This is a genomic window from Marichromatium sp. AB32 (assembly GCF_003718675.1).
Lineage (GTDB): Bacteria > Pseudomonadota > Gammaproteobacteria > Chromatiales > Chromatiaceae > Marichromatium > Marichromatium gracile.
Genome location: NZ_RHFJ01000010.1, coordinates 14697 through 41263, shown reverse-complemented (window position 1 = coordinate 41263; position 26567 = coordinate 14697). Strand labels below are relative to the sequence as shown.

The 26567-nt window shown below is 65.9% G+C and carries 22 protein-coding genes, 1 tRNA gene and 1 other RNA gene; 22 read left to right on the top strand and 2 right to left on the bottom strand.

Annotated features, from left to right (window positions below; translation table 11 throughout):
* Nucleotide 1 precedes the first annotated feature (1 nt).
* The 3 genes from EBL85_RS05155 to EBL85_RS05145 are packed head-to-tail and all read left to right on the top strand — an operon-like array spanning nucleotide 2 to nucleotide 6137.
* Entirely contained in the window at nucleotides 2-700 is a 699-nt protein-coding gene (locus tag EBL85_RS05155) for a chromosome partition protein MukE (RefSeq protein WP_123142353.1), read from the top strand.
* The gene (gene mukB, locus EBL85_RS05150; RefSeq protein ID WP_123142337.1) at nucleotides 697-5121 is read left to right on the top strand and encodes a chromosome partition protein MukB; all 4425 of its coding nucleotides are present in this window, start codon (nucleotides 697-699) and stop codon (nucleotides 5119-5121) included. Before EBL85_RS05155 ends, mukB begins: the two co-directional genes overlap by 4 nt.
* Nucleotides 5122-5126: 5 nt before the next feature.
* Nucleotides 5127-6137: a Wadjet anti-phage system protein JetD domain-containing protein gene (locus tag EBL85_RS05145; RefSeq protein WP_223806066.1), complete on the top strand. Its 1011-nt coding sequence runs from the start codon at nucleotides 5127-5129 to the stop codon at nucleotides 6135-6137.
* A gap of 415 nt (nucleotides 6138-6552) precedes the next feature.
* Here EBL85_RS05145 and ssrA read toward each other — a convergent pair.
* Nucleotides 6553-6909: a transfer-messenger RNA gene (ssrA, locus tag EBL85_RS05140) on the bottom strand.
* Nucleotides 6910-6989: 80 nt separating this feature from the next.
* The gene (gene smpB, locus EBL85_RS05135) at nucleotides 6990-7469 is read right to left on the bottom strand and encodes an SsrA-binding protein SmpB (protein ID WP_005220205.1); all 480 of its coding nucleotides are present in this window, start codon (nucleotides 7467-7469) and stop codon (nucleotides 6990-6992) included.
* Nucleotides 7470-7618: 149 nt separating this feature from the next.
* On the opposite strand from smpB, the gene tpiA reads away from it, so the two are divergent.
* From tpiA to bamC, 19 genes are all read left to right on the top strand, one after another.
* Nucleotides 7619-8383, top strand: a complete 765-nt coding sequence (tpiA, locus tag EBL85_RS05130) for a triose-phosphate isomerase (protein ID WP_123139831.1) — start codon at nucleotides 7619-7621, stop codon at nucleotides 8381-8383.
* 20 nt (nucleotides 8384-8403) lie between these two features.
* Nucleotides 8404-8892, top strand: coding sequence for a preprotein translocase subunit SecG (gene secG, locus EBL85_RS05125; RefSeq protein WP_123142335.1), 489 nt, complete (start codon nucleotides 8404-8406; stop codon nucleotides 8890-8892).
* A gap of 8 nt (nucleotides 8893-8900) precedes the next feature.
* Nucleotides 8901-8985: transfer RNA gene (locus EBL85_RS05120), tRNA-Leu, on the top strand.
* A 175-nt stretch (nucleotides 8986-9160) separates the two neighbouring features.
* Nucleotides 9161-9517: an NADH-quinone oxidoreductase subunit A gene (locus EBL85_RS05115; protein ID WP_025275102.1), complete on the top strand. Its 357-nt coding sequence runs from the start codon at nucleotides 9161-9163 to the stop codon at nucleotides 9515-9517.
* Nucleotides 9508-9984 (top strand): NADH-quinone oxidoreductase subunit B family protein, encoded by a 477-nt coding sequence (locus tag EBL85_RS05110; protein ID WP_005220209.1) that lies wholly within the window; start codon nucleotides 9508-9510, stop codon nucleotides 9982-9984. Before EBL85_RS05115 ends, EBL85_RS05110 begins: the two co-directional genes overlap by 10 nt.
* A 17-nt stretch (nucleotides 9985-10001) precedes the next feature.
* On the top strand, nucleotides 10002-10712 hold the full coding sequence (locus tag EBL85_RS05105; protein WP_123139829.1) for an NADH-quinone oxidoreductase subunit C: 711 nt from the start codon (nucleotides 10002-10004) through the stop codon (nucleotides 10710-10712).
* Nucleotides 10705-11964, top strand: a complete 1260-nt coding sequence (locus EBL85_RS05100; protein WP_123139828.1) for an NADH-quinone oxidoreductase subunit D — start codon at nucleotides 10705-10707, stop codon at nucleotides 11962-11964. The genes EBL85_RS05105 and EBL85_RS05100 overlap by 8 nt, the downstream gene beginning before the upstream one ends.
* Entirely contained in the window at nucleotides 11964-12491 is a 528-nt protein-coding gene (gene nuoE / locus EBL85_RS05095; RefSeq protein ID WP_123139827.1) for an NAD(P)H-dependent oxidoreductase subunit E, read from the top strand. Before EBL85_RS05100 ends, nuoE begins: the two co-directional genes overlap by 1 nt.
* Nucleotides 12492-12495: 4 nt before the next feature.
* On the top strand, nucleotides 12496-13779 hold the full coding sequence (gene nuoF / locus EBL85_RS05090; RefSeq protein ID WP_190287888.1) for an NADH-quinone oxidoreductase subunit NuoF: 1284 nt from the start codon (nucleotides 12496-12498) through the stop codon (nucleotides 13777-13779).
* Nucleotides 13780-13960: 181 nt separating this feature from the next.
* Nucleotides 13961-16354: an NADH-quinone oxidoreductase subunit NuoG gene (gene nuoG, locus EBL85_RS05085; RefSeq protein WP_123142334.1), complete on the top strand. Its 2394-nt coding sequence runs from the start codon at nucleotides 13961-13963 to the stop codon at nucleotides 16352-16354.
* 7 nt (nucleotides 16355-16361) lie between these two features.
* Nucleotides 16362-17396 carry an NADH-quinone oxidoreductase subunit NuoH gene (nuoH, locus tag EBL85_RS05080; protein WP_123139825.1) on the top strand — a complete coding sequence of 345 codons (1035 nt, stop codon included), beginning with the start codon at nucleotides 16362-16364 and terminating at the stop codon, nucleotides 17394-17396.
* A 16-nt stretch (nucleotides 17397-17412) separates the two neighbouring features.
* On the top strand, nucleotides 17413-17904 hold the full coding sequence (gene nuoI, locus EBL85_RS05075; RefSeq protein WP_005220216.1) for an NADH-quinone oxidoreductase subunit NuoI: 492 nt from the start codon (nucleotides 17413-17415) through the stop codon (nucleotides 17902-17904).
* A 47-nt stretch (nucleotides 17905-17951) separates the two neighbouring features.
* Entirely contained in the window at nucleotides 17952-18614 is a 663-nt protein-coding gene (locus tag EBL85_RS05070) for an NADH-quinone oxidoreductase subunit J (protein WP_123139824.1), read from the top strand.
* The gene (gene nuoK / locus EBL85_RS05065; RefSeq protein WP_062276709.1) at nucleotides 18611-18916 is read left to right on the top strand and encodes an NADH-quinone oxidoreductase subunit NuoK; all 306 of its coding nucleotides are present in this window, start codon (nucleotides 18611-18613) and stop codon (nucleotides 18914-18916) included. The genes EBL85_RS05070 and nuoK overlap by 4 nt, the downstream gene beginning before the upstream one ends.
* A gap of 147 nt (nucleotides 18917-19063) precedes the next feature.
* Nucleotides 19064-21070: an NADH-quinone oxidoreductase subunit L gene (gene nuoL / locus EBL85_RS05060; protein WP_123139823.1), complete on the top strand. Its 2007-nt coding sequence runs from the start codon at nucleotides 19064-19066 to the stop codon at nucleotides 21068-21070.
* A 22-nt stretch (nucleotides 21071-21092) separates the two neighbouring features.
* Nucleotides 21093-22670, top strand: a complete 1578-nt coding sequence (locus EBL85_RS05055) for an NADH-quinone oxidoreductase subunit M (RefSeq protein ID WP_005220220.1) — start codon at nucleotides 21093-21095, stop codon at nucleotides 22668-22670.
* An 89-nt stretch (nucleotides 22671-22759) separates the two neighbouring features.
* Nucleotides 22760-24202, top strand: a complete 1443-nt coding sequence (gene nuoN / locus EBL85_RS05050; protein WP_123142333.1) for an NADH-quinone oxidoreductase subunit NuoN — start codon at nucleotides 22760-22762, stop codon at nucleotides 24200-24202.
* A gap of 138 nt (nucleotides 24203-24340) precedes the next feature.
* A complete protein-coding gene (gene dapA / locus EBL85_RS05045; protein WP_123139821.1) occupies nucleotides 24341-25216 on the top strand; it encodes a 4-hydroxy-tetrahydrodipicolinate synthase in 876 nt (291 codons plus the stop codon).
* Nucleotides 25217-25305: 89 nt separating this feature from the next.
* On the top strand, nucleotides 25306-26490 hold the full coding sequence (gene bamC, locus EBL85_RS05040) for an outer membrane protein assembly factor BamC (protein WP_123142332.1): 1185 nt from the start codon (nucleotides 25306-25308) through the stop codon (nucleotides 26488-26490).
* Nucleotides 26491-26567: the final 77 nt, after the last annotated feature.

Below are 26567 nucleotides of genomic sequence, written 5' to 3'. Positions count from 1 at the left end.
GGTGAGCGCCTCCAGCTTTCGGTCCCTCGAAGAGGCCATCAGCGATGAGCATTTCCCCGAGGTGGATCTCGTGCTACGCCGCGGGCGGCACATCGGGCGCGACGACGGCACGGCCTATGACTATCTCGTCGATGCCCTCGACCACCTCGAACCCTTCTATCGGCGGTTCGGCTGTGAGCTGATACAGCGGGCGGACGGGTATTTCTACCTCCTGCCCTCGGGGGATCGACTCGGTCGTCGCCAACTGAGCGCTGGCGAGATGCTCGTCGGTCAAACGCTTGCGCTGATGTACCTGGATCCCGCCACCGTGCAGCACGGGGGCATGGTTCAGCGTGAGACGCTCCTGCAGAGGCTCTCGGGGTTATTGGGGACGGAGGCGCTGGTCCGTATCCTGAATCCACGGCGCAGGAAGTTCGACGAACGGATAGCCGCCGAGACCGTTCGCACCAAGGTCACCGAGGCCCTTCGGCGCCTCACCGACCTCGGGTTCATCGATTCGGTCGACGACGCGATGCTGCGCCTGCGTCCAGCATTGATGCGATTCGCCGAACCAGTCCGCGACCTGAGCGACCGACAAGCCGCGCTGGAACGGTTGGTCCAGAGCGGTGAGATCAGCCTTGGTGACACTGACGAATTGCGCGAGCACGGTGCCAGCGCCGGTGATGGAGTCGAGGACGACGAGGAGGAGGCGAGCGGATGAGTCGTACTTGGGCCCGGGCGCTCGTGCTCGCCAACTGGAAAGGCGTCTTCTACGAGCGCTATCTCATCGACCGGCATGTGACGGCCCTCGAGGGGGCCAATGGCGCTGGTAAGACAACGGTGATGATCGCGGCCTATGTCGTGCTCCTCCCGGATATGTCCCGGCTGCGTTTCACGAATCTCGGGGAGACCGGCGCGACGGGCGGTGATAAAGGCATCTGGGGACGCCTCGGTGAGTCTGGCCGGCCGGCCTACTCGGCGATCGAGTTCGCCCTGGCATCGGGTCAGCGCCTCATTGCCGGCGTGCACCTGGAGCGGAAGGGCGAGCCATCCGTCGAGCCAACGCCTTTCATCATCTCGGGTCTCGACATGGGTGTCCGCCTGCAAGACGTGTTCTTGCTCTCACTGGGCGACCACGACGTGGTTCCCGAACTCAACGAGCTGCGTGAGAACGCCGCACGTCTCGGTGGACGCTTGCAGGTCTTCGGTACCGCGCGCGATTACTTTGCCGTCCTGTTCGATCAGGGGGTGATGCCGCTGCGCCTCGCCACGGACGAAGAACGCAATAAGCTCAACGAGATGCTGCGTACCAGCATGACGGGCGGTATCTCACGGGCGCTGACCTCGGAGCTGCGCTCCTTTCTGTTAAAGGAAGAGACCGGGCTGGCCGATACCCTGCAGCGCATGAAGGCCAACCTTGATGCATGCAAGCGCACGCGCACCGAGGTCCAGGAGGCGCAGCAGCTCGAGCGTGAGATCGGCGGGGTGTTCGAGGCTGGACAGACCATGTTCGCCGCGGCCTTCTTCGCGACCCGAGAGCGTGCCGATGAACTCCGGCGCCGTTTGACCGAGGCCGAGGACGCTCGGCGCAAGGGCTGGGAACGGCTTGCAGAGGCCAAGGATCAGCTCGCCCGCGTTCACGATGATCTCGGCAAAAAGGCAGCTCGCCAGGAGGCTCTCGTGGCGGAGGTCAAGGCTGCCGAGGATTGGCTTCAGCGTCTTCATCGAGCGCTGCAGGCGGCTGAAGAAGTCGAGCAACGCCGCGAAGAGCTGTCTTCGTCCGAGGCCGATACACGGATTGCTGAGGCTCAACGCAAGGCGCGAGAACAAACTCGAAGCCAATGCCGGGCAGGCCTGCATTGCTGTCGGGAGGATGATTCGCGCGCCCGCGCGGGCCTCGCAGACCTCCAGCGTGGACTCGACGAACTCCACCGGCGTGCCGGCGCCTACAGGCAGGTGCTCCGTCGGAAGGGTGAGGTAGAGCGGCTACTCGAAGTAGAGGAGCTTGCGATCGGGACTGTCGCTGCTCGGGTGGCGGAGAGCAGGGCCACGCTCGATCAGGTGGATCGCTCTCGCCGAGACGCGAGGCAGCGGCTCGCTGATGCCGATCAGCACAGGCGAGATCACCGGGCCGCGCTTGAGGCACTCGAACTGATGGCAGAGGGGCCGGTCGAAGTGGACACCGCCCATTCGATGGCCCTCCAACAACTTCGCCGCTATCGGGATCTGGAGGCGCTGGCCGGGCGTCTGAGCACGATCGCCGCCGAACTTGCCGAGGCCCGCAAGTTCGCCAGCCGCCAAGCCAAGGCCAGGGAACAGGCTGAAAAACTGGGCATTTCCCTTTCGGGGCAGCGGTCTGCCCGCATCGAGATCACGGAGCCTCTTGAACAGACGGAGCTGGAGCGCGAGCGGTTGCTCGACCAAGCCCGCGAAGCTCAGGCAAACCAAGCTGACTGTCAGCGAACGCTGGACGTTGCGCTGGCGCGGCAAAAGGAGCTCGATGGTCGCGAGCCGATCTGGCGCGCCCTCGCGTTGCGCGCCCAGCGTCTGGCGGACGAACTCGGGTGTCCTCTGACGTCACTCCCGGAGCTTAAAGCTGCGCACCAGCAGGTAGGGCAGCACCTCACCCGAGTAAAGGCGAGTGAGTCCGAGCTTGTCGAGAGACGAGAGAGTCTCCAGTCGGCGGCACGAGAGCTCCTGGCCGTTGGCGGGCCGTTCGATACGGAGCTGCTGCGACTCAAAGACACCCTGGGTGCTGAACTCCTGGCCGGGGTATTCGAGGACGCGTCTGTTGAAGATGCTGCCGTGGTGGAAGCGAGGCTGGGGGCATTGGTGCAGGCGCTTGTCGTTGATGATCCGGTCACAGCCGCCAAGCAGGTCCATGGCCGCCCGGACTCGCTCTCTGATGTGTGGCTTGTCAGCCGCGACGAGGACGTTGCACGGCTCGGTGCGGACGCGGTCCGCGAGAGCGGCGAGGCGACCGATGTCATCGTCTCGGAGCCGCGGGCCATCCGCGTCACGCGGATCCCGACGCGTCCTCGCCTTGGTCGGAAGGCGCGTGAGAAGCGTGCCGCGGAGCTGCGTGCCGTGGCTGATACGCTGGATGCTCAGATCGAGAACACACGAGTGGGGCGACGCCGGTTCGAGCGCCTGGCGGAGGATGGTGAAGCCCTACTTGTGGAGCAGCGCGTGTGGCTGGCCGGCGACCCGGCACCGGAGCTGGCGGCGATTGGTCGTCAACTCTCGGAGATTCAAGAGCAACGAGAGAGCCACCGTGCTGCAGTGACCCGATTTCAGGAGGCGGCCCGCCAGCTTGCGCCGCGTATTGAGGCGCTACGCGGTCTGCTTGGTTCAGCCGTGTTGCTCGATCCCCCAGATCATGCGCAACGTCGAGACGACCTCGGGCGGGACCACGATGCCGCACAAGCGGCGCAGGCTGAGATTCAGCGTTGTCGGCAAGCCGCCCGGGTGGTCGAGGGCAAGCTCGACACGCTGCGGCGAACGCCGTTGTCGGAGGTGGAGGTTACGATTCTCGAAACCGAGCTGACTCGACTCTCGGACGAACGCGACCGGTTGGATGCCGCGATAGAGGCCATGGAATTTATCGCGGTCAACGCGGAGGCCCTGCGCTGGGACGACGCGCCTGTGCAGCTCGAAGAGAACCGGTTGCTTATTCCGGCGCTTGAGGAACAGCTGCACCGGGCAGAAGAGGCGCTTAACGAGGCGGGTGCCGCGGTCGAGGCCGCCGAGCAGGCGTTCGAAAGCGCCACAGCAAATTGGCAGGACGCCGATGGTCGTCGTCGGGCGGCCGTCGAACAACTTCGGGCCGCGGAGCGGCGCTTCAACGAAATGGAGATTCCCGACCCCACCGAAGCCGCCGTCGCGACCGCGCATGAGGCGATGCGGCGATTGGAAGAGGAGGCGACGGCGCTTGCCGCGGAACTCACAGCGCTGAACACCACCAAGGGGCGTTGTGAGGCCGAGCAGGCGCAAGCAGCTCGCGAGTACGGGGAGGCCGAGGAGAAGGTTGCTGCCGAACGCCGCGAGGCTGAGCCGGCTCTTGATCGCTGGGAGCGCCTGAGAGCGGCCGTAGTGGAGCGGAATCTACTCGCCAGCGTCGTTACCTCCGGAACCAGCGATGTCAGCGGGATCCGCGGACACGTGAATCTCGTGCAGGAGGCACACAAGCAGAGGGCTGTGCTCGTGGAGCGGCTACGAGCCGCTCACGGGGCACAGGATCTGCTCGCCAAGGTCGACAAGAACGCCGAGGGCGAAAGCATCGGGTTTGCCGACGTCTACCTAGAGCTCTGGCTGGCGGTGCGCGACTGGTTGCGTCGCCGGCTGCCGGCGCAGGTGGCCGAAGTGGACGACCCGCGAGAAGCGCTGCTGCGATTGCGTGATCAACTGACAGGGCTCGAGGAGCGCCTTTCGCGTCAGGAAAAGGATCTGCGTGGCGCCAGCGAGGATGTTGCTCGTGGGATCGACGTGCAGATCCGCAAGGCTCGAGGCCAGGTCAGCCGTCTCAACCAGAACCTCAACGGCGTCAGCTTCGGCAGCATCGAAGGGGTTCGGGTGAAGGTCCAGTCAGTGGGGCGGATGGAGCAGGTGCTTCGGGCGCTGCGTGATGGCGCTGTGCAGGGACTGCTGTTCCAGGAAAACCTGCCCATCGAGGAAGCCTTGGATGAGATCTTTCGACGCTACGGCGGTGGGCGCTCGGGTGGCCAGCGACTGCTGGATTATCGTGAGTACGTCCACCTGCAGGTGGAGATCCGTCGTACGGCTGCCCCTGACTGGGAGGCTGCGAATCCCATCCGTCTCTCCACCGGTGAGGCGATTGGTGTTGGCGCTGTGCTGATGATGGTCGTGCTCACCGAGTGGGAGCGGAATGCCACCCTGTTGCGCGGTAAGCGAGCACAGGGGTCGCTCCGCTTCTTGTTTCTCGACGAGGCCAACCGGCTCTCCCACGATAACCTGGGCGTTCTCTTTGACCTGTGTCAGACACTCGAACTGCAGCTGCTCATCGCTGCGCCAGAGGTCGCCAGGGCGGAAGGCAACACAACCTATCGCCTGGTACGGCGTGTCGATGCAGACGGGCGCGAAAAGGTGTGCGTCAGCGGGAGAAGAACGAGGGCGCATGTGTGATCTGGGTGAGCGACAACGCACGCCTGGCGTTGTTGGAGCTGCTTTCACGTGGCAGTCTCAAACGCCGGCGCACGCAGCTGGATGCGTACGACGCCCTTGCTGAGCTTCCCTGGACGCGGGCCACAGGTCGCCGCGACGAGATCGGCATGGTCGAGGAGCGCAGGGCAGAGCTTGCGGGCCTGATCGACCGGGTCTGGCCGGCATGGCGCGATGTGTTGGTGGACTTGGTGGCCGCCGGGCTACCGCCGACACCGGAGGGATATGGCCGGCTGCTCGATATCGAACGCGCCGCCGCCCTGCCCGAGCTGCCGGATCGCATCAACCGGCGAACCGCAGCCTCTCTCACGGCCTCGCATTCCAAGGCATCACTCACTGAAAGCCGAAGGGGTGCGCTCGGCGGGACCGATACCTCGCATGATGGCGCTATCAGGTTGCGTCCGCCGGCTGGGCTGTCGGCTCGAACGGTTAACGGAGTGATCGACCTCGGCGGGATTGCGGCGGTGCTGGGCGAGGTCTCGATACCGGAGCGAGCCTTGGTGGATGGCTTGGCCTTCGAGGGCGAGATGCGCGCTGTGCTCCTCGTTGAGAACCTGGGGGCGTGGCGTGACCTCTCTCCACCGCCGGGCTGGCTGTTGGCCCACGTGCCCGGCTGGGACACTGCCACCGTTGGTCACATGCTCAATCGCATCCAGGGCATACCCGTTGTGCACTTCGGCGACCTGGATCCGAATGGCGTGCGCATCATGCTGCACCTGCGCAAACGCGTACCGAACCTGAAGTGGTTTCTTCCCGAGTTCTGGTTTGAGCTCATAGACGTGTGTGGGCTCCAAGCCTCATGGCCCCAAGATCTCGAGCTCGACTTCGCGCCGGCTCCGGTGCGTGTGCTTGCTGCGCGCGGGCTATGGCTTGAGCAGGAGCGTATCGTCCTTGATCCGCGTATTCCAGAGGCCCTGGACGCGGCACTGATCCTGGATGCCCGGGATCAATGCGGTTTCGGTAGCGTTGAAGGGCCGTAATGCGACAGCCTGCTATAGCGGCGCCTCGTGACCTGATCGGGGTGTTGCGGTGTCTGCCAGGCGTCATGGCGTCACCTTCATCGGCCGGGCGCTGGATCTGCCCAAGCGCTAACAGAATGCCTCGGTGCGCTGTGCCGAGGTCGACGCCCCGGAGCAGCAGCGACCGCTCTGGACCAAGCCGGCACCGCTCAGCACGATACTCGAGCGCGCGCTCGATATCGGGACGCCTACGGCGTTGCGGGTATGGTTCGGCACGGTGTGCCTGTGGCCTGGATGCCGGGGAGGCTCGCGTGGGCGCTGATTCGTGAGCAAGGCCTGTGGGGGAGGGCACCTGCAGCACTGCCAGCTCGTGAACGATGTGATCTCCGCGCAACAAAAAAGGCCAACCATGACTGGTTGGCCTTTGCTGCTTGCTTGGTGGAGGCGGCGGGAATCGAACCCGCGTCCGCAAGCCCTCTGCCCTCGGTCCTACATGCTTAGCCCACTCTATTGTTTTTAGCCTTCTGCCGCCCGAAGGGCAGGGCGATCAGTCGGCGATTCCGTTAGGTTTTAGTGGATCAGGTCCGGACTCCCGTCACCACGATCCTGTGTGAGGTTACCCCTGGAATCCGCCGCCCACAGGCAAGTGACGGTCAGAGGCCCGCTGGGATTAAGCAGCGAGAGCGTAGTTGTCGTCGTTGGCAACTATAAGTTTGCGGAGGGTTTTACGAGGTCAACCGCACCTCGGCATGCACCTTAGGTTTCGCGACCCACGTCGAAGCCAGTCGCCCCCTTAAGTGAAAGGACACTATAGAAGAGCCGGGGTTCCCCGGCAAGTGCGGTGTGCCGGGGCGGGGCACGGATCGCCGCGGCTCAGTTGCCCTTGAACAGCCGCTCCTTCTCGCGTTGCCAGTCACGATCCTTCTCGGTGGTGCGCTTGTCGTGTTGCTTCTTGCCCTTGCCGAGGCCGATCTCGAGCTTGGCGCGACCGCGCTTCCAGTACATGGCCGTGGGCACCAGGGTGAAGCCGGCGCGCTCGGTCTGGCCGATCAGGCGGTTGAGTTCGTGGCGCTTGAGCAGCAGCTTGCGCGATCGCGTGGGGTCGGGGTTGATGTGGGTGGAGGCGGTCTGCAGCGGCGAGATGTGGGCGCCGATCAGGTAGCCTTCGCCATGGAGGATCTTGACGTAGCTCTCCTTGAGCTGGATGCGCCCGGCGCGCAGGCTCTTGACCTCCCAGCCCTCGAGTGCCAAGCCCGCCTCAAGGCGTTGCTCGATGAAGTAGTCGTGGCTCGCCTTCTTGTTGAGCGCGATGGTCGAGCCGCCGTCGGTCTTGTTCTTCTTTCCTTTAGCCATGTCGCGAGTGTAATCGATAGTCGAGGTAGGGCGGTACGGGAGGCGAGCGCCTGTCCAGCCCCCATGATACGCACATCCACGCCCTTTGGCTTGCAAGGGATAGGCTAAGCGGGTAGATTACCCGGCTCGATCAGGACGGAGTCTTTGCCATGCGAGCGCCACTGATTGCAGGGAACTGGAAGATGAACGGCAGCAAGCGCGACGCGCAGCTGCTGTTCGGCGGTGTATCAGCGGGAGCCGCCTCGCTCCAAGGAGTCGAGGTCGCGGTCTGTCCCCCTTTCCCCTATCTGGCGCTCGGTGAGGCCGAACTCGCCGATGGCGTGGTGCGTCTCGGCGCCCAGGACGTCAGCGCCGAGTCCGCTGGTGCCTATACCGGCGAGGTCGCGGCAGCGATGCTGGCCGAGTTCGACTGTCGCTACGTGATCTGTGGGCACTCCGAGCGCCGTGAGTATCACGCCGAATCAGACGCCCTGATTGCGCGCAAGCTGCAATCGGTCATCGCCAGCGGGATGCGTCCCATCCTCTGCATCGGCGAGACGCTGGAGCAGCGCGAGCGCGGCGAGACCGAGGCGGTCATCGCCGCACAACTCGATGGCGTGCTCCAGGTTGCCGGCATCGAGGTCTTCGCTGCGCTCGACATCGCTTACGAGCCGGTCTGGGCGATCGGTACCGGCAAGACCGCGACTCCCGAACAGGCGCAGCAGGTCCACGCCTTCGTGCGTGCAAGAATTGCTGCCTCGGATCAGCGTATTGCGCAGAAGCTGCGGATTCTCTACGGTGGCAGCATGAAGCCCGGTAACGCAGCCGAGCTGCTGGCGCAGCCGGATATCGACGGTGGACTGATCGGCGGCGCGTCGCTGGACGTTGATGATTTTCTCGCGATCTGTCGCGCCGCAGAGGCCGCGGCAGGTTAGCCCAGGGTAACGAGTCAGGCATGCAAACCATTTTGACAATTGTCCAGGTCTTCCTGTCGTTGGGCCTGATAGGCTTGGTCCTCATTCAGCACGGCAAGGGCGCTGACGCTGGAGCCGCTTTCGGAAGCGGTGCATCGCAGACCGTCTTCGGTTCGCAGGGGTCAGGTTCCTTCCTGACGCGAGCGACCGCGATCCTCGCGACACTGTTCTTCCTGACCAGCATGGCGCTGGCCTATTTCGCGACCCAGGTCACCGAGCCGGAAGGCTTCATGGAAGACATGGATGATGCCGTGCTGATCGAGGCCGCGCCGGAAACCCTGGTGCCGTCCGACGTGCCCTCGGTCCCTGGCGTGGACGCCGGTGACAGCGCCGCTCCGGGCGCTTCCGACATCCCCGCTGCGCCTGCAGCAGAAATTTCTGTTGACAACGACGAAAATTCTGCTAATGTAGTGGGACACGCTGACGGGCAGGCAGATGACGCATCTGTCGAGACCGGTAACAGCGAATAAAATTTATTGCCGACGTGGTGAAATTGGTAGACACGCTATCTTGAGGGGGTAGTGGCGAAAGCCGTGCCAGTTCGAGTCTGGCCGTCGGCACCAAACAGCAAACGGCATACCAGTATCTGGTATGCCGTTTTTTTATGCCGGGATCGATATTCTAAGGGATTGAAAATCCTAATATTTTTGATTGAGCGCCGGGTTGACACTGTCGTTGACGCTGCACTAGACTCAATCTTCCGGCTTTATAAGCAAACCATGAAACACGGGGGTCAAGGTGCTCGAGAACTATTTGCCCATCCTGATCTTTATCCTCGTGGGGATCCTGGTGGGTGTCGGGTCGCTCGGGCTCGGGTACCTGTTGGGACCGCGCCGACCGGATCAGGAAAAGGACTCCCCCTACGAGTGCGGTTTCGAGGCCTTCGAGAACGCACGTCTGAAGTTCGACGTCCGTTACTACTTGGTCGCAATCCTCTTTATCTTGTTCGATCTGGAGATCGCCTTCCTCTTTCCCTGGGCGGTCGTACTGGATGACCTTGGGGTGTTCGCCTTCTGGTCGATGGCGATCTTCCTCGGCATCCTGGTGGTCGGCTTCATCTACGAGTGGAAGAAGGGCGCACTGGAATGGGAATAGAAGGGGTTCTTGAAGAAGGCATCGTCACCACGACGGCCGACAAGCTGATCAACTGGGCGCGCACCGGCTCGATGTGGCCGATGACCTTCGGTCTGGCCTGCTGCGCGATCGAGATGATGCACGCCGGCGCCGCGCGTTACGACCTTGACCGCTTCGGCATCATCTTCCGCCCGAGTCCACGTCAATCCGACGTGATGATCGTCGCCGGCACCCTGGTCAACAAGATGGCCCCGGCGTTGCGCAAGGTCTACGATCAGATGGCCGAGCCGCGCTGGGTGATCTCCATGGGCTCCTGCGCCAATGGTGGCGGTTACTATCATTACGCCTATTCCGTCGTGCGCGGCTGCGATCGCATCGTGCCGGTGGATGTCTACGTGCCCGGCTGTCCGCCGACCGCCGAGGCGCTGCTCTACGGCATTCTGCAGCTGCAGAACAAGATCCGCCGAACGAACACCATCGCCCGCTGAAGCAGTCTCCATAATCCATGTCTACAGAGCACCTGACCCGCAACGCCAGGCTGGATGCGCTCGCCGCTACTCTTCGCGAGCAGTTCGCGGAACACGGCTGTGAGCTGCTGGAGCAGTTTGGTGAGCTGACCCTGGTGGTACCCGCCGAGCGTCTGCTCGACGTGTGCCTGACCCTGCGCGACCACGAGGCGTTGCGCTTCGAGCAGCTGATCGACGTCTGCGGCGTCGATTACGCCGCCTACGGCGAATCCGAGTGGGAGACCGAGACGGCCTCCTTCACCGGCTTCGGGCGCGGCGTCGATCGCGATCCCGAACTCGAACTCGACGACCCCAAGCGCTTCGCGGTGGCCTACCACCTGCTCTCGCTGGCCTACAACCGCCGGTTGCGGTTGCGGGTCCATGCCGGTGGCGCCCAGCCGATGGTCGACTCGGTGGTTGATCTCTGGCCGGCGGCCAACTGGTTCGAGCGCGAGGCCTTCGACCTCTACGGCATCCTCTTCCGCGGTCACCCCGACCTGCGTCGCATCCTCACCGACTACGGCTTCGTCGGGCATCCCTTCCGCAAGGACTTCCCGCTGATCGGCCAGGTCGAGATGCGCTACGACCCCGAGCAGGCCCGTGTGGTCTACGAGCCGGTCTCGATCGAGCCGCGGGTGCTGGTGCCGCGCGTGATCCGTGGCGAGGCACCCGCCGGGTCCGATCCCAGCCAGGAGCCAGGTGATGCCTGAGATTCGCAACTACACCATCAACTTCGGTCCCCAGCACCCCTCGGCCCACGGCGTGCTGCGTCTGGTGCTCGAACTCGACGGTGAGGTCATCCAGCGCGCCGATCCGCACGTCGGACTGCTGCATCGCGCCACCGAGAAGCTCGCCGAGAGCAAGCCCTACAACCAGAGCATCGGTTACATGGACCGGCTCGACTATGTCTCGATGATGTGCAACGAGCACGGCTACGTGCGCGCCATCGAGCAGCTGCTCGGGGTCGAGGTGCCGGAGCGCGCGCAGTACATCCGCACCATGTACGACGAGATCACGCGCATCCTCAACCACCTGATGTGGTTGGCCGCGCATGCGCTCGATATCGGCGCGATGAGCGTGTTCCTCTACTGCTTCCGCGAGCGCGAGGACCTGTTCGATTGCTACGAGGCGGTCAGCGGCGCGCGCATGCACGCGACCTACTATCGTCCGGGCGGGGTCAACCGCGACCTCCCCGAGCGCATGCCGCAGTTCGACAAGGCCGGCTCCAAGTGGCACGGCGCCAAGGAGATGGCCCGGCGCAACGCCAATCGCCAGGGCTCGCTGCTCGACTTCCTCGAGGACTTCACCGAGCGCTTCCCCAAGCACGTCGACGAGTACGAGACCCTGCTCACCGACAACCGCATCTGGAAGCAGCGTACCGTCGGCATCGGCGTGGTCTCGCCCGAGCGCGCCCAGGCCCTCGGTTTCACCGGGCCGATGCTGCGTGGCTCGGGGATCGCCTGGGACCTGCGCAAGAAGCAGCCCTATGCCGCCTACGACAAGGTCGACTTCGACATCCCGATCGGCATCAACGGCGACTGCTACGATCGCTATCTGGTGCGCATGGAGGAGATGCGCCAGTCCAACCGCATCATCCGTCAGTGCATCGACTGGCTGCGCGTCAACCCCGGTCCGGTGCGCATCGACGATGCCAAGGTGATCGCGCCCTCGCGCGAGCGGATGAAGGCGGACATGGAAGCCCTGATCCATCACTTCAAGCTCTTCAGCGAGGGCTATTGCACCCCGCCCGGCGAGGTCTATGCCGCGGTCGAGGCGCCCAAGGGCGAGTTCGGCTGCTACATCGTCTCCGACGGCGCCAACAAGCCCTACCGGCTGAAGATCCGCGCCCCCGGCTTCCCCCATCTGGCCGCCCTCGACGAGATGTCGCGCGGTCACATGATCGCCGACGTGGTGGCCATCATCGGGACGCTGGATATCGTCTTCGGGGAGATCGATCGCTGATGAGTTTTCGTACCACACCGCTCACCGTCGCGCACGATCGCGACAAGTCGACCCTGTTCACCGCAGAGCTGCGCGAGGCGATCGATGCCTTGCTGACCCGCTACCCCGAGGACTGGCAGCAGTCGGCGGTGATGCCCGCACTGACCCTGCTGCAGGACGCCAACGGTGGCTGGCTCACCCGCGAGCTGATGGACGACCTGGCGGCCTATCTCGACATGCCCGAGGTCGCCGTCTACGAGGTCGCCACCTTCTACGGCATGTACGACCTCGAACCCCAGGGACGGCACAAGGTCTGTGTCTGCAACAGCGTCTCCTGCATGTTGCGCGGCTCCGAGACGCTGATCGAGCACGTCGGTGAGAAGTACGGGGTGGGGCCGGGCGAGACCACCGCCGATGGTCGCTTCACCCTCAAGGAAGTCGAATGTCTCGGGGCCTGCCGCCATGCGCCGGCGGTGCTGGTCGACAAGACCTACCACGAGAACCTCTCGCCGGAGGCGCTCGACGAACTCATCGACGGGCTGGAGTGAGACCATGGTCGAGAACCAGAACACCGTATGCTTTCGCACCATGCACCTCGAGGCCGCGACGCGGCACAGCCTCGAGGCCTATCGCAGCGTCGGCGGCTATGTCCAGTGGGAGCGCATCCTCCGCGAACGCCCGGATCCCAATGACCTGATCGAGGAGGTCAAGCGCTCCAACCTGCGCGGACGCGGTGGCGCGGGCTTCCCCACCGGGCTGAAGTGGAGCTTCATGCCGCGCACCGCGCCGGGGCAGAAGTACATCGTCTGCAACTCCGACGAGGGCGAGCCGGGCACCTGCAAGGACCGCGACATCCTGCGCTACAACCCGCACCAGGTGATCGAGGGCATGGCCATCGCCGGCTACTGCATCGGCGCCACCGTCGGTTACAACTACATCCGCGGCGAGTTCTACGAACCGATCGCGCGCTTCGAGGAGGCGCTCGGCGAGGCCTATGAGGCCGGGCTGCTGGGGCGCGACCTGCTCGGCTCCGGGGTCGACTTCGATCTCTATGTCCATTGCGGCGCCGGCGCCTACATCTGTGGCGAGGAGACCGCGCTGCTCGAGTCGATCGAGGGCAAGAAGGGACAGCCGCGCTACAAGCCGCCGTTCCCCGCCCAGCAGGGTCTCTACGGTTGCCCGACCACCATCAACAACACCGAATCGCTGGCCTCGGTGCCGGTGATCCTGGAGCGTGGCGGGCAGTGGTTCCTCGAGCAGGGACGGCCCAACAACGGTGGTCCCAAGCTGTTCTCGGTCAGTGGCCATGTCAACCGCCCGAACAACTTCGAGGTGCCGCTCGGTACCCCCTTCCGCGATCTCCTGGAGATGGCCGGCGGGGTGCTCGACGATCGCCCGCTCAAGGCGGTGATCCCCGGCGGCTCCTCGGTCCCGGTGGTGCCGGGCGAGATCATGATGCAGACCGACATGGACTACGACTCCATCGCCAAGGCCGGCTCCATGCTCGGCTCGGGCGCGGTGATCGTGATCGCCGAGGGCACCTGCATGGTGCGCGTGCTGCACAACCTCTCGCATTTCTACATGCATGAGTCCTGCGGTCAGTGCACGCCGTGTCGCGAGGGCACCGGCTGGCTGGCGCGGGTGCTCAAGCGCATCCTCGACGGTCAGGGGCGCGCCGAGGACCTGGAGCTGCTCGAGAGCGTGGCCGGACGGATCGGCGGGCGCACCATCTGCGCCCTCGGCGATGCCGCGGCGATGCCGGTGCAGAGCTTCCTCAAGCACTACCGGCACGAGTTCGCGTACCGGATCGAACACGGACGCAGCATGGTCGCCTGAGCGGCCGCGCCCTTCGAGCCATCCTCTGTCGGCCGGCGGCCCGTGTCGCCGCCGACCGTGAATCCATGAGCAGACGGTGTCCGCCGCGGCGGACATCCTGGCGCCCCGTAGCGAGTGCACCTCGGGCGTCTCAATGCGGCCCTCTGGAGGCCGCGTCACTGGTGCCGATCGAGAGACCTTAATGACGGACAAGATCACCATCGAGATCGACGGCCGTGCCTGTGAGGCAGCGCCGGGGGAGATGATCATCGCGGTCGCCGACCGTGAGGGCATTACCATTCCCCGCTTCTGCTATCACAAGAAGCTGTCCATTGCGGCGAACTGTCGGATGTGTCTGGTCGAGGCCGAGGCCGGCGGTCGTCCCTTCCCCAAGCCGGTGCCGGCCTGTGCGACCCCGGTCAGTGACGGGATGAAGGTGCAGACGCGCTCGCCCAAGGCCATCGATGCCCAGGAGGGCACGATGGAGTTCCTGCTGATCAATCACCCGCTCGACTGTCCGATCTGCGATCAGGGCGGCGAGTGCGAGCTGCAGGACGTGGCCATGGGCTACGGCGGTGACGTGTCGCGCTACAGTGAGCGCAAGCGGGTGGTCGAGGACGAGGACCTCGGCCCGCTGATCGCCACCGAGATGACCCGCTGCATCCACTGCACCCGCTGCGTGCGCTTCGGCGCCGAGATCGCCGGGGTGCGTGAGCTTGGCGCCACCGGGCGCGGCGAGACGATGCGCATCGGCACCTTCACCGCCGTCGCCGTGGAGCACGAACTCTCGGGCAATGTCATCGACCTCTGTCCGGTCGGTGCCCTGACCTCCAAGCCCTATCGCTTCCAGGCCCGCGCCTGGGAGCTGACCGGTCGCGACAGCATCTCCCCGCACGACGGGGTCGGCGCCAACCTGCGCCTGCACGTGCGTCGCGACCAGGTGCTGCGGGTCCACCCCAACGACAACGAGACGGTCAACGAGACCTGGATCGCCGACCGCGACCGCTTCAGCTACGAGGGCCTGCATGCCGCCGATCGGCTCACTCAGCCGATGATCAAGCGCGACGGCGCCTGGCAGGCGGTGGCCTGGGGCGAGGCGATGACCCTGGTGGCCGAGCGGCTCAAGGCCGCCGATCCGGCCACCAGCGGTTGGTGGCTGGCGCCCAACGCCACCCTCGAGGAGCTCTATCTCGCGCAGCGGGTGGCGCGTGGACTCGGCGTCGCCGACATCGACAGCCGACTGCGTCAGCAGGACTTCCGCGACGACGCGGTGGCGCCGCTGCGCCCCTGGCTCGGCTGCACCATCGCCGAGCTCGAGACCCGGCGTGCGATCCTGGTGATCGGCAGCGACCTGCGCCAGGAGCAGCCGCTGCTCGCCCATCGCATCCGCAAGGCCGCGCTCGCCGGCGCCGGGGTCGGTTGCGTCAATCCGCTCGAACTCGAACTCAATCACGCCGCCACCCAGCTGGTGGTCGATCCGGCGGCCTTGCCCGCGGCGCTGGCGGCGATCGCCAAGGCGCTCGACTGCGCTCCAGAGGGCGCGGGCGCGGCGCTGATCGCCGCCGCCGAGCCCGGCGAGGCGCAGCGCGCGCTCGCCGAGCTGCTGCGCGCCGGTGAGGCCGGGCAGGGCGGTCTGGTCGCGCTCGGCGCGCTCGCCGTCGCCCATCCCGATTACGCGCTGATCCGCGCCCTGGCCGAGACCATCGCCACGGCCAGCGGTTGCGCGCTCGGCTGGCTGCCGGCGGCGGCCAACAGCGTCGGTGCCCATCTCGCCGGCGCCTTGCCCCAGGTCGGCCCCGGTGGCGTCGCGCTGGAGCGGCCCGGGCGTGCGCTCGATGCGATGCTCGCCGAGGCGCCGCGCACCCTGGTGCTGTGGGGCGTCGAGCCCGATCGCGATCTGGTCGACCCGGCGCGGGCGATGGCCGCCTGCGAGCAGGCGGAGTTCGTCGTCGCCTGCTCGGCCTTCCGCTCGCCGTCGCTGGAGGCGGTCGCCGACGTGCTGCTGCCGATCGGCGCCTTCGCCGAGACCTCCGGCACCTTCGTCAACGCCAGTGGCGTCTGGCAGTCGTTCCAGGGCGCGGTGGCGCCCCCGGGCGAGGCACGCCCGGGCTGGAAGGTGCTGCGGGTGCTCGGCAACCTGCTCGACCTGCGCGGCTTCGACTATGTCAGCGCCGCCGGGGTCCGTGAGGAACTCGCCGAGTGCTGTGGTGAGGCCGTGCACGACAACGCCGCGCGCGCGGCGCTCGGCGCGCTCGAGCCGCGTCTCGCCGAGGGCGGGCTGGCGCGGGTCGGCGGGGTGCCGATCTATGCGCTCGACGCCTTGGTGCGACGCGCCCCGGCGCTGCAGCGCACCGCCATGCCGCGCGCCGCCCTCGCGCTCTATCTGCACCCGGAGCGGGCCGCCGCGCTGGGGCTAGAGGAGGGCGCCGAGGCGACCCTGACCCAGGGCGGCCGGACGCTCGACTGCGAGGTGCGGCTCGATGCACGGCTCGCCCCCGGGTGTGCCTGGGTGCCGGCCGCGGTCGCGGGCAGCGAGCGGCTCGGCGCGCAGATCGGCCCGATCGAGATCACCGCCGCCGGCGCCCAGAGAGGATGATGCGACTATGATCGAACTGTGGAACAGCCTCCCGGTGGTGATCCAGATCCTGCTCAAGATCACCGCCATCCTGGTCCCGCTGCTGCTGCTGGTGGCCTATTACACCTATGCCGAGCGCAAGGTGATCGGCTATATCCAGGTCCGCATCGGCCCCAACCGGGTCGGTTGGCGCGGCCTGCTGCAGCCGATCGCCGATGCGCTGAAGCTGTTGCTCAAGGAGGTGGTGATCCCCTCCAAGGCCGACAAGGCGCTCTTCCTGATGGCCCCGGTGATCACCATCGGCCCGGCGATGGCCGCCTGGGCGGTGATCCCCTTCGACGCCGGGCTGGTGCTCTCGGACATCAACGCCGGGCTGCTCTATGTGCTGGCGCTGACCTCGCTCGGGGTCTACGGCGTGATCATCGCCGGCTGGGCCTCCAACTCCAAGTACGCGCTGCTCGGCGCGATGCGCTCGGCGGCGCAGATCGTCGCCTACGAGATCGCCATGGGCTTTGCCCTGGTCGGGGTGCTGGTGGCCGCCGGTAGCCTCAATCTCGGCGCCATCGTCGAGGCCCAGGCGGGTAACCTGTTCACCTGGTACTGGCTGCCGCTGCTGCCGCTGTTCGGGGTCTATCTGATCTCGGGCGTGGCCGAGACCAACCGCGCGCCCTTCGACGTCGCCGAGGGCGAGTCGGAGATCGTCGCCGGCTTCCACGTCGAGTACTCGGGGATGGCCTTTGCGGTCTTCTTCCTCGCCGAGTACGCCAACATGATCCTGATCTCGGCGCTGACCGCGGTGCTGTTCATGGGCGGCTGGCTGTCGCCGCTGCCGCAGTCCTGGGTCGACGGGGTGGCGCTGCTCGACGACGGCTTCCACTGGTTCGCGTTGAAGACCGGCTTCTTCATGTTCCTGTTCCTGTGGCTGCGCGCGACCTTCCCGCGCTACCGCTACGACCAGATCATGCGCCTGGGCTGGAAGGTGTTCATCCCGATCACGATCGTGTGGATCCTGGTCGTGGCGCTGGCGGTGGTCTACCGGCTGCCGCCGTGGTGGTCGGCGTGATTGTGGAGGAGGCAAGATGCTGAAACACGCGCGAGAGTATGTGCAGAGCCTGCTCCTGGTCGAGCTGTTCCGGGGGATGCGGGTCACCGGCGGTTATCTGTTCAAACGCAAGTTCACGGTTCAGTACCCGGAGGAGCGCGCGCCGATCTCGCCGCGCTTCCGTGGGCTGCATGCGCTGCGTCGCTATCCCAACGGCGAGGAGCGTTGTATCGCCTGCAAGCTGTGCGAGGCCGTCTGTCCGGCGCTGGCCATCACCATCGAGGCCGAACCGCGCGAGGACGGCTCGCGGCGCACCACGCGCTACGACATCGATCTGTTCAAGTGCATCTATTGCGGCTTCTGCGAGGAGTCCTGCCCGGTCGACTCGATCGTCGAGACCGGGGTCTACGAGTATCACTTCGAGAATCGTGGTGAGCACATCATGACCAAGGACAAGCTGCTGGCGATCGGCGACAAGTACGAGTCCGAGATCGCCGCGGCGCGGGCGGCCGATGCGCCCTATCGATGAACGGGATCACGCGCCGTCTCGCGCATCCAGGAGACTAGGGATCAACCATGGGCTTTGAAAAGTTTCTCTTCTACGTCTTCGCCGCCATCACCCTGGCGGCGGCGGGGATGGTGGTGACGCGGCGCAATCCGGTGCACGCGGTGCTCTATCTGGTGCTCGCCTTCTTCTCCAGCGCCGCGCTCTGGCTGCTGCTCGAGGCCGAGTTCCTCGGGCTGGTGCTGGTGCTGGTCTATGTCGGCGCGGTGATGGTGCTGTTCCTGTTCGTGCTGATGATGCTCGACATCGACCTGGCGACGTTGCGCGCGGGCTTCATCCGCTATCTGCCGCTCGGCGCGGTGATCGCGGTGGTGATGGCCGCGCAGATCCTGCTGGTGGTGGGGCCCGGCAACTTCGGTGCCGAGCAGTTCCCGGCACCGGCCGCGGCGCCGGCCGAGGCCTCCAACATCGAGGAGGTCGGGATGCTGCTCTACACCGCCTATGTCTATCCCTTCGAGCTGGCCGCGGTGATCCTGCTGGTGGGCATCATCGCCGCCATCCGTCTGACCCTGCGCAAGCGTCCCGATACCAAGTATGTCGATCCCAAGCATCAGGTCGAGGTGCGCAAGGGGCCGGACCGGGTGCGTCTGGTCTCGCAGGTCTCCACGGCGGGGCTGCGCGAGGAGCAGGGCGCGCGGGGTGTTGCACAATCGCAAGAGGAAGGGTCCGCATGATCGCGCTCTCCGACTATCTGATCCTCGGTGGTCTGCTGTTCTCGATCTCGGTGGCCGGGATCTTCCTGAACCGCAAGAACCTGATCCTGCTGCTGATGTGCATCGAGCTGATGCTGTTGGCGGTGAACATGAACTTCGTGGCCTTCTCGCACTTCCTCGGGGATGTCACGGGACAGGTGTTCGTCTTCTTCATCCTCACCGTCGCGGCCGCCGAGGCGGCGATCGGACTGGCCATCCTGGTGGTGCTGTTCCGTAACCGACGGTCGATCAATGTGCAGGATCTCGACGTCCTGAAAGGGTAGGGCGCGCGCGGGCGCCGAGGCGCCGGCGGTCCCTGGGAATCGTCGTTGCGGCGCGCGCGGCGGCGCGCGGAGGCCCTCGGGCGCCGCCGCCTCACCGCGGTCGGCACCCGTGGACACGGCAAATAGAGCGAAAGAGCAGAAATCAAGATGGAAAACGTCTACCTGACCATCGTGCTCGCGCCCCTGGTCGGCGCCATCGTCGCCGGCTTCTTCGGCGGCAGGATCGGCCGCGTGGGCGCGCACTCGGTGACCATCGCCGGCGTGGGCCTCTCCACACTCCTGTCGTTGTGGGTGCTGGGACGCTTCATCTGGGCGGAGCAGGCGGTGTTCGATGGCACCGTCTACACCTGGCTGGTCTCCGACGGCATGCGCTTCGAGGTCGGCTTCCTGGTCGACAAGCTCACCGCGATGATGATGGCCACGGTGACCTTCGTCTCGCTGATGGTGCATATCTACACCATCGGCTACATGGCCGACGACGAGCACAACTGGCCCGAGGGTGCGCTCACCGGTCGCAACAGCTATCAGCGCTTCTTCAGCTACATCTCGCTGTTCACCTTCTCGATGCTGATGCTGGTGATGGCGAACAACTTCATGCAGCTGTTCTTCGGCTGGGAGGCGGTCGGTCTGGTCTCCTACCTGCTGATCGGCTTCTGGTCGACCCGCGAGAGCGCGATCTTCGCCAACCTCAAGGCCTTCCTGGTCAACCGCGTCGGCGACTTCGGCTTCCTCCTCGGCATCGCCGCGGTGGCGATGTATTTCGGCACCCTCGACTACGCCGAGGTGTTCGCCGCCGCCCCGGGGCTGGCCGATACCGAGGTGGCGCTGTTCGGCGGCATCTCGCTGATGACCCTGATCTGCGTGCTGCTGTTCATCGGCGCCATGGGTAAGTCGGCGCAGGTGCCGCTGCACGTCTGGCTGCCCGACTCGATGGAGGGCCCGACCCCGATCTCGGCGCTGATCCACGCCGCCACCATGGTCACCGCCGGTATCTTCATGGTTGCGCGGATGTCGCCGCTCTACGAGCTCTCCGAGGCGGCGCTGAGCTTCGTGCTGATCATCGGCGCCACCACCGCCTTCTTCATGGGGCTGATCGGTCTGGTGCAGAACGACATCAAGCGGGTGGTCGCCTACTCGACGCTCTCCCAGCTCGGCTACATGATCACCGCGCTCGGCGCCTCGGCCTATGCCGCCGGCGTCTTCCATCTGATGACCCACGCCTTCTTCAAGGCGCTGCTGTTCCTCGCCGCCGGCTCGGTGATCATCGCGATGCACCACAAGCAGGACATCCGCGAGATGGGCGGTATGCGCAAGTTCATGCCGATCACCTGGATCACCGCGCTGATCGGCTCGCTGGCGCTGATCGGCTTCCCCGGCTTCTCCGGCTTCTTCTCCAAGGACGCGATCATCGCCGCGGTCAACGAGACGGCGATCTTCGGCGGTGGCTACGCCTCGGTGCTGCTCACCCTCGGCGTGCTGGTGACCGCGCTCTACAGCTTCCGCATGTACTTCCTGGTGTTCCACGGCAAGCCGCGGATGGACGAGCATACCCGCGAGCACCTGCACGAGACGCCCTGGGTGGTGACCGTGCCGCTGGTGATGCTGGCCATCCCCTCGCTGTTCATCGGCTGGTTCGCAATCGAGCCGATGCTGATCAACGACTGGTTCGCCTCGGGTGACTGGAGCCCGATCATGGTCGCCCCCGAGCACGACACCCTGGCGCATCTGCGCGAGCACTGGCACGGCCAGAGCGCCTTCGTGATGCACGCGCTCGGCACCCCGACGCTGATGCTCGCGCTCGGTGGTCTGGTGCTCGCCGCGCTGATCTGGTGGGTGGTCGCCGCGCGCAAGCCCGACATCGACGCCAAGCTGCTCGCCCTCGGCGGGCCGCTGACCCGGTTGCTGCAGAACAAGTACGGCTTCGACGACTTCAACCAGCGCTTCCTCGCCGGTGGCGCGCAGCTGCTCGGTCAGACCTTCTGGAGCCGTGGCGACCGGGCGCTGATCGATGACGGTATGGTCAACGGCTCGGCGCGTAGCGTGGGCCGCATGGCCGGCGTGCTGCGTCTGCTGCAGACCGGTTATCTCTACCATTACGCTATCGCGATGATCGTCGGTCTGGTCGGCCTGATGACGATCTTCGTGACCCTCTGACGCGCACAGGGAGACGCCCCGCATGTATCAGTTTCCGCTGCTGACGCTGCTCATCTGGCTGCCGATCGTCGGCGGTATCGCCGTGCTGGCCAGTGGTGACAGGTCGGCCTCCACCTCCAAGTGGACCGCGCTCGGCTTCGCCGTGCTCACCTTCGTCTCCAGCCTGTGGCTGTGGTTCGGCTTCGATCCGGGCACCGCCGAGATGCAGTTCGCCGAGCGCGTGGCCTGGATCCCGACCTTCGACGTCTACTACGCGCTCGGGGTCGACGGCATCTCGATGCCGCTGATCATCCTCACCACCTTCATCACCATCTTCGTGGTGATCGCCGGCTGGGAGGTGATCAGCTACAAGCCGAGTCAGTACATGGCCGCCTTCCTGATCATGGAAGGCGTCATGATCGGCGTGTTCTCGGCGCTCGACGCGGTGCTCTTCTACGTCTTCTGGGAGGCGATGCTGATCCCGATGTTCATCATCATCGGGGTCTGGGGCGGGCCGAACCGGGTCTATGCGACCATCAAGTTCTTCATCTACACCTTCTTCGGTTCGGTGTTCATGTTGGTCGCGCTGATCTACATGTACTTCCAGGCCGACAGCTTCAGCATCCTCGACTTCCACGGCCTCGAGCTGGGGATGACCGCGCAGACGCTGATCTTCATCGCCTTCCTGCTCGCCTTCGCGGTCAAGGTGCCGATGTTCCCGGTGCACACCTGGCTGCCCGACGCCCATGTCGAGGCGCCCACCGGCGGTTCGGTGGTGCTGGCGGCGATCATGCTCAAGATCGGCGGCTACGGCTTCCTGCGCTTCTCGATGCCGATCGCCCCGGACGCCAGCGCCGCGCTCGCCTGGCTGATCATCGCCATGTCGCTGATCGCGGTGGTCTATATCGGCTTCGTCGCTCTCGCCCAGCGCGACATGAAGAAACTGATCGCCTATTCCTCGATCGCCCACATGGGCTTCGTCACCCTCGGCTTCTTCATCGTCTTCGCCATCGTGCAGAACTCGACAGCCGGTGCCGGTGCGGTGATGGGCGTCGAGGGCGGCATGGTGCAGATGATCTCGCACGGCTTCATCTCCGGCGCGCTCTTCCTCTGTGTCGGCGTGCTCTACGACCGGGTGCACTCGCGCGAGATCGCCGATTACGGCGGCGTGGTCAACACCATGCCCTGGTTCGGCGCCTTCTTCGTCTATTTCGCCATGGCCAACTCGGGGCTGCCGGGCACCTCCGGGTTCGTCGGTGAGTTCATGGTGATCCTCGCCACCTTCCGTGCCAACTTCTGGTGGGCGCTGCTGGCGGCCACCACCCTGATCCTCGCCGCGGCCTATACCCTGTGGATGATCAAACGGGTGGTGTTCGGCCCGGTGGCCAACGACAAGGTCGCGGCGCTCACCGACCTCAACCGTCGCGAGGCGCTCAACCTCGGCGTGCTCGCCGCGGCGGTGCTGGCGCTCGGTCTGTGGCCGGCGCCGCTGCTCGAGGTGATGCACACCTCGGTCGAGCATCTGGTCGCCCAGGTGACCACCTGCAAGCTGCCGGCCGACGAGATCGGCGCCTGTGTGCTCGCGCGCCCCGAGCCGCTGGCCACCGTCGTCCAACCCTGACCCCTTGTCGCGTGCAGGTCCGGGGCGGTTGAGCACCGCCCCCGCCCCGGGCGCCGCGAACGCGGATCTACTCTCACTGGAAGATTCACATGCACTTCGACGCCGCCAACCTCTTGCCGATCCTGCCCGAGATCGCGGTGCTGCTCACCGCCGCCATCGTGCTCGTGGTCGATCTCTACATCGCTGAACGTCATCGCGAGGTGATCCACGGACTGACCCTGATCGGTCTGGTGGCCGCCGTTGCCCTGACCGCCGCGGTCGGTGGTGGCGCCACCGAGCTGGTGTTCGACGGCAACGTCGTGCGCGACTCGCTGGCCGATCTGCTCAAGGGGGCGATCCTGGTGGTCAGCCTCTTGGTGTTCATCTATGCCCGTCCCTGGCTGCGCGATCGCGACATGCTGGTCGGCGAGTTCTACATGCTCGGGCTGTTCGCGGTGCTCGGCATGTTGGTGATGGTCGCGGCCAACAGCTTCATCACCGTCTATCTCGGTCTCGAGCTGCTGGCGCTGAGTCTCTATGCGCTGGTCGCCTTCGATCGCGACTCCTCGCGCGGGGCCGAGGCGGCGATGAAGTACTTCGTGCTCGGCGCCCTGGGCTCGGGCATGCTGCTCTACGGCATCTCGATGGTCTACGGCGCCACCGGCTCGGTCGAGTTCGGTGCGGTGGCCGAGGCGCTCGCCAGCCAGGGCATGGAGAACAAGGTCCTGGTCTTCGGTCTGGTGTTCATGGTCATCGGCATCGGCTTCAAGTTCGGCGCCGTGCCCTTCCACATGTGGGTGCCCGACGTCTACGAGGGCGCCCCGACCCCGGTGGTGCTGCTGCTCGGCAGCGCGCCGAAGATCGCCGCCTTCGGGCTTGCCATCCGTCTGCTGGTCGATGGCCTGGGCAGCCTCCATGCCGACTGGCAGGGCATGCTGCTGATCCTCGCGGTGCTGTCGATGGGGATCGGCAACCTGGTGGCGATCGCCCAGCGCAACATCAAGCGGATGCTCGCCTACTCGACCATCTCGCACGTCGGCTTCATCTTCCTCGGTCTGCTCGCCGGCACCGAGCAGGGCTATGCCGCGGCGATGTTCTACACCATCACCTACGCGGTGATGGCCACCGGCGCCTTCGGCATCCTCATCATCCTCAGCCGCAAGGGCTTCGACGCCGAGCGCATCGAGGACCTCAAGGGCCTCAACGAGCGCGACTCCTGGTACGCGGCGATGATGGCCCTGGTGATGTTCTCGATGGCCGGGGTGCCGCCGCTGGTCGGCTTCATGGCCAAGCTGCTGGTGCTCGAGGCGGTGGTGCGCATCGGCTTCGTGTGGCTGGCGGTGGTGGCGGTGATCTTCTCGATCATCGGTGCCTTCTACTACCTGCGGGTGGTGCGCTACATCTATTTCGACAAGCCCGAGGAGGATGCGCCGGCGCTGGTCAGCAGCGGCGGGGTGCGGGTGGCGATGTCGCTCAACGGGCTGGCGCTGCTCGCGCTCGGGATCTTCCCGGCGAGCCTGCTGGCCGTCTGTCAGGCGGTCTTCGGCGCCTGATGTGGTGCGCGTGCCGGTGAGCACCGGCGCGCGGACTCGACATTCCCCGTCTGGTGGCGAGAGGTGGCATGGCGCGCTGGTTGTCTCGACGCGTTCGCGCAAGCTACCATGGCCGCTTTGCTCTAATGGAGTCCACGCATGTTACGCGGCAGCATCGTTGCGTTAGTCACGCCCATGCACGCCGATGGCACGGTCGATGAGGAGAGCCTGGGCGCGCTCATCGACTGGCATGTCGAGTCCGGGACCACGGCGATCGTCGCCGTCGGCACCACCGGCGAGTCGGCCACCCTCGACGAGGATGAGCACTGTGCGGTCATCCGCCGTTGTGTCGAGTTCGCCGCCGGGCGCATCCCCGTCATCGCCGGTACCGGCGCGAACTCGACGCGCGAGGCCATCGCGCTGACCCGTTGCGCCCAGTCGGCCGGGGCCGACGCCGCGCTGCTGGTCACCCCTTACTACAACAAGCCGACGCAGGAAGGGCTCTATCTGCACTTCAAGGCGATCGCCGAGGCGGTCGACCTGCCGCAGATCCTCTACAACGTCCCCGGTCGCACCGCCTGTGACATGCACAGCGATACGGTGGCGCGCCTGGCCACGATCGACAACATCGTCGGCATCAAGGATGCCACCGGAGAGCTCGAGCGGGTGACGGCGTTGCGCGAGGGCTGCGGGCCGGACTTCGCCCTCTACAGCGGCGATGACGCCACCGGTTGCGAGTTCATGCTGCGCGGCGGTGACGGGGTGATCTCGGTGACGACCAACGTCGCCCCGCGCGAGATGCAGGCGATGTGCGCCGCAGCGCTCGCCGGCGAGCGCGAGCAGGCCGTCGCCCTCGATCAGCCCCTCGCCGGTCTGCATGCCGAGTTGTTCGTGCAGTCCAACCCGATCCCGGTAAAATGGGCCGTCTCCGAACTGGGGCGCAGCCCGCGCGGGATCCGGTTGCCGTTGACCTGGCTCTCCGATGAATATCACGGACGTGTCAGGGCCGCCATGGAGCGGGCCGGCATCCTCTGATCGTCACGCCTGGGCCGGGGGAGGGCGCCGCAGCGCTACCCCCGGCCGGCGCCCACGCGTCCCCCAACTCCACTGAGAGGTTGCTGACGTTGAGAGCAAGTTTCTGGCTGCCCGGTGTCTGTGCCGTGGCGATCCTGGTCCCCCTGATGGCCGGCTGCAGCATGTCCGCCGTCAACGACGCGCTGCCCGACCAGCGTCTCGCCTACAAAAAGCAGCGCGAGGCCGGCGAGAACCTCGAGGTTCCGCCGGATCTGGTCGGCAGCAGCTTCGACGATGCGCTCGATGTGCCCGGGGTCGTGGCCGGTACCACCACCTATTCCGAATACTCCGGCTCGCGCGCGGCGCGGGCGCGGATCGCCGCCTCGGGGTCCACCGAGGTGCTGCCCGAGGTCGCCGACGTCGAGCTCAAGCGTCGCGGTGACGAGCGCTGGCTCGAGGTCGAGGGTTCGCCGCAGCAGGTGTGGTCGCGGGTCGTCGCCTTCTGGCGCGAGCAGGGGATCCTGCTGCTCGACCAGAACCCCGCCATCGGGGTGATGCGCACCGACTGGCTCGACAACCGCGCCGAGATCCGCAAGGACTTCGTCACCCGCATGCTGAGCAAGGTGGTCGAGGGGGTCTATGCCACCTCGACGCGCGATCAGTACCGGGTGCGCATCGAACGTGGCACCGGCGCCGGCACCACCGATGTCCATCTCAGCCATCGCGGCATGGAGGAGAAGCTGGTCACCAACGCCCTCGGCGACAGTGCCGGGACGGTGTGGGAGCCCAGCGGTCGTGATGCCGGCAAGGAGGCCGAGATGTTGCGCCGGCTGATGATCTATCTCGGTGCCTCGACACAGCGTGCCGCCACGGCGGTCGCCACACGTGGCGGCGATACGGTTGCGCCGCAGCGGGCGCGACTGACCGAGGACGGCGGTGTCCAGGTGCTGGCGATCGACGAGGAGTTCCGTCGCGCCTGGCGCCTGACCGGCTCGGCGCTCGATCGCGCCGGCTTCGCGGTCGAGGATCGCGACCAGAGTCGTGGGCTCTATTACGTTCGCTACGGCGGCGAGGGCGGGCGTGCGGTCGAGGAGGAGGAGAAGCGCGGCATGTTCTCGCGTCTGGCCTTCTGGCGTGGCAAGGGCGACTCGGAGGAGGGGGTGCGTCAGTACCTGATCCAGGTCGAGGGCGATACCCAGAGATCCCGCGTCCGGGTGCTCGACGACAAGGGGCGGATCGACGACTCGGCCAGCGCCGAGCGCATCCTCGGTCTGCTGCAGGCCGAGATCCGCTGACAGCCCTGGCCTTGCCAGTGGCCCGTAGGTTGGGTTGCCGCTTCTTGGCAACCCAACGTCTGCTGCGATGTCCGATC

Coding starts and splice junctions, on each gene's coding strand:
- mukB (WP_123142337.1), top strand. CDS start 697: ATGAGTCGTACTTGGGCCCGGGCGCTCGTGCTCGCCAACTGGAAAGGC.
- smpB (WP_005220205.1), bottom strand. CDS start 7,469: ATGGCTAAAGGAAAGAAGAACAAGACCGACGGCGGCTCGACCATCGCG.
- tpiA (WP_123139831.1), top strand. CDS start 7,619: ATGCGAGCGCCACTGATTGCAGGGAACTGGAAGATGAACGGCAGCAAG.
- secG (WP_123142335.1), top strand. CDS start 8,404: ATGCAAACCATTTTGACAATTGTCCAGGTCTTCCTGTCGTTGGGCCTG.
- EBL85_RS05110 (WP_005220209.1), top strand. CDS start 9,508: ATGGGAATAGAAGGGGTTCTTGAAGAAGGCATCGTCACCACGACGGCC.
- EBL85_RS05105 (WP_123139829.1), top strand. CDS start 10,002: ATGTCTACAGAGCACCTGACCCGCAACGCCAGGCTGGATGCGCTCGCC.
- EBL85_RS05100 (WP_123139828.1), top strand. CDS start 10,705: ATGCCTGAGATTCGCAACTACACCATCAACTTCGGTCCCCAGCACCCC.
- nuoE (WP_123139827.1), top strand. CDS start 11,964: ATGAGTTTTCGTACCACACCGCTCACCGTCGCGCACGATCGCGACAAG.
- nuoF (WP_190287888.1), top strand. CDS start 12,496: ATGGTCGAGAACCAGAACACCGTATGCTTTCGCACCATGCACCTCGAG.
- nuoG (WP_123142334.1), top strand. CDS start 13,961: ATGACGGACAAGATCACCATCGAGATCGACGGCCGTGCCTGTGAGGCA.
- nuoH (WP_123139825.1), top strand. CDS start 16,362: ATGATCGAACTGTGGAACAGCCTCCCGGTGGTGATCCAGATCCTGCTC.
- nuoI (WP_005220216.1), top strand. CDS start 17,413: ATGCTGAAACACGCGCGAGAGTATGTGCAGAGCCTGCTCCTGGTCGAG.
- EBL85_RS05070 (WP_123139824.1), top strand. CDS start 17,952: ATGGGCTTTGAAAAGTTTCTCTTCTACGTCTTCGCCGCCATCACCCTG.
- nuoK (WP_062276709.1), top strand. CDS start 18,611: ATGATCGCGCTCTCCGACTATCTGATCCTCGGTGGTCTGCTGTTCTCG.
- nuoL (WP_123139823.1), top strand. CDS start 19,064: ATGGAAAACGTCTACCTGACCATCGTGCTCGCGCCCCTGGTCGGCGCC.
- EBL85_RS05055 (WP_005220220.1), top strand. CDS start 21,093: ATGTATCAGTTTCCGCTGCTGACGCTGCTCATCTGGCTGCCGATCGTC.
- nuoN (WP_123142333.1), top strand. CDS start 22,760: ATGCACTTCGACGCCGCCAACCTCTTGCCGATCCTGCCCGAGATCGCG.
- dapA (WP_123139821.1), top strand. CDS start 24,341: ATGTTACGCGGCAGCATCGTTGCGTTAGTCACGCCCATGCACGCCGAT.